This window comes from Acidiphilium sp. PM, from assembly GCF_000219295.1.
Classification (GTDB): Bacteria; Pseudomonadota; Alphaproteobacteria; order Acetobacterales; family Acetobacteraceae; genus Acidiphilium; species Acidiphilium multivorum.
The window spans coordinates 1-2,524 of sequence record NZ_AFPR01000500.1 but is presented as its reverse complement, the minus strand read 5'-3'; the positions used below and the strand labels follow the sequence as shown (position 1 = coordinate 2,524).

The window sequence follows — 2,524 nt, the reverse complement described above, 5'->3', positions numbered from 1 at the left end:
CCATGCGGGCCGGTGGCGACCCGTTGCCGTGCCGTCTCTCGTGGCGCGGGCAGGGCGAGGTCGGCCGCCTCGATCAGCCGTCCGCTGGCCATCACCGCGGCGCGCCGAACGGTCGAGACCAGTTCGCGCACATTGCCCGGCCAGCCGTGCCGGCGCAGCGCCGCCAGCGCCTCGGGCGAGAACCCGTCGATCGCGAGGCCGAGTTCGCGGACGGCGCTGCGCAGCACGACCATGGCGAGGAGCTCGATATCGCCGTCCCTGGCGCGCAGCGGTGGCATCTCGATCTGCAGGACGTTGAGCCGGTAGAACAGATCCTCGCGGAACCGCCCGTCCTCGATCGCGCGGTGGAGATCGACATGGGTGGCGGCGATGACGCGGGTGCGCACGCTGACCGGCTCGCGCCCGCCAAGGCGGAAGATCTGCCCCTCCTGAAGGAATCGCAGCAGATGACCCTGCAATTCGAGAGGCAGGTCGCCGATCTCGTCCAGGAAGAGAGAGCCGCCATCGGCCATCTCGATCAGCCCGACCCGCCGGGCGGCGGCCCCGGTAAAGGCACCTTTCTCGTAGCCGAACAGTTCCGAGGCAATCAGGCTGGCGGGCAGGGCGGCGCAGTTGATCGCCACGAAACGGCCGTCGCAGGCGTTTGACCGGTCATGGATCGCGCGGGCGGCGAGTTCCTTTCCCGTGCCGGTCTCCCCGGTGATGAGCACTGGCGCATCGACAGGTGCGAATCTCCGGATCAGCTCGAATGTCCTGAGCATCGCCGGAGACTGGCCGACCATCACCCGGTCCGCTGCCGCTCTGCCGCCCGCACCGCCGGTATGGGCCTGTGCCCCGTTGCCAAAGACGGACTCGGCAGGTCGGGCGGCGAAACCTTCGTAAGCGGTATGTCGCATGGCCTCCCCACTCCGTGGATCGCGGGGGGGATGCTATCAACGCGGCCTCATGAAATTATTGCAGAATGTATTAAAAATATTACGATATGATCCAGAATATACTGATAGAAAATAATCTTTAAAAATACAACCAGAAATTTTGTTGAAAAGGTCATTTCCGTCGAAATAGTACCTATCGTTATTATTCTTCTGGATGATGCGCCAAGATTTAAAAAACGAGACTTTTCTATTTCATGGGCCAATGAAATATATTGCAATTTCCGCATATGAATGAACATCTGACGCACTGGTCCGGTTTTTTTTCGCCTTCCCGACCGGGTAAAACGGTTCTTTAACCAAGAGCTGGCATGCATGCGCGACGCGTCTGTGGAGGCATGCAGTGCTCAACAAGCTTTCGATCCGTTACCAGTTTGCCGCGCTCGGTGCGTTCGGCATCGTGATGACGCTTATCGCCATGGTTCTCGGGCTTCTTGCCTCCTACCAGATCGGAATGCAGGGCAGAAAGGCGGAAATCCGCGCCCTTGTCAGTGATGCCGTCAACATCACCAGCAGCTTCGTCAAGATGGCGGAGAGCGGATCCATGCCGCAGCCGCAGGCGAAGGCGCTCGCGCTCAAGGCGCTCGGCGCTGCCCGGTTCGATCATGGCGACTACTATTTCGTGGACAGCCGCAAGGGCATCGGCCTTCAGCATGTCGACAAGGCCTTGATCGGCACCGACCGCTATGATGCGAAGGACATGTTCGGCCACTACACCGACCGGGTCATGATCGATTCGATCCGCGCGGGGCACCCTGCCTTCGGTCACTATTACATGCCCAAGGCTGGATCGACGAAACCCGAGCCCAAGATCTCCTTCATGGGCCAGGTTCCCGGCTGGGGCTGGTACATCGGCACTGGCGCCTACATCAACGACATCAACGCCGAGTTCTGGCGCAATGTCTCGCGTTTTGCCGCGATCTTCGTGCCGATCTTCGCGCTGTTCCTGATCGTGATGTATCTCATCCAGCGCAAGATCAGCTCGATCCTGCGGGCGATGACCGCGGCGATGACCCAACTCGCACGGGGAGATTTCGAGGCCCTCGTGCCGTTCACCGACCGCAAGGACGAAATCGGGGGAATGGCGCGCGCGGTCGAGATCTTCAAGTCGGCGGGCATCGAGAAGGCGCGGCTGGAGGCCGAGGCCGCGGCGCTCGCCCGCCAGCGCGAGACCGAGCGCGCCCGCGCCGATGCCGAACGCGAGGCCGCCGCCAAGCAGCTGGCCCTTGTTCTCGATGCCGTCGCCGGCGGCCTCGAACAACTGGCGGCCGGCCGGCTCACCTTCCGCCTGAACGAGGCCTTCTCGTCCGAATACGAGCGTCTTCGCAACGATTTCAATGTTGCGATGGACCGCCTGCAGGAGGCGATGCGCGTTGTGGCCGCCAACACGTCGGCGATCCGCTCCGGAACGAACGAGATTTCCTCGGCCGCCGATGATCTCTCGCGCCGCACCGAGCAGCAGGCCGCCACCCTCGAGGAAACCGCCGCAGCACTCGAAGAGATCACCGCGACGGTGCGCAAGACCGCGGAGGCCGCGGTCCATGCGCGCGGTGTCGTCGATACGGCGCAGCACGACGCCCAGCGCGGCGGCA

Annotated in this window: 2 protein-coding genes; one reads left to right on the top strand and one right to left on the bottom strand. The window is 62.8% G+C overall.

Features of this window, described 5'->3' with window-relative positions; genetic code table 11:
• Positions 1-896 (bottom strand): sigma-54-dependent Fis family transcriptional regulator (locus tag APM_RS15770; RefSeq protein ID WP_007424384.1); only part of this gene is annotated, 896 nt, incomplete at its 3' end.
• 379 nt (positions 897-1,275) lie between these two features.
• On the opposite strand from APM_RS15770, the gene APM_RS15765 reads away from it, so the two are divergent.
• The coding region (locus APM_RS15765) for a cache domain-containing protein (RefSeq protein ID WP_007424382.1) at positions 1,276-2,524 on the top strand (1,249 nt) is incomplete at its 3' end.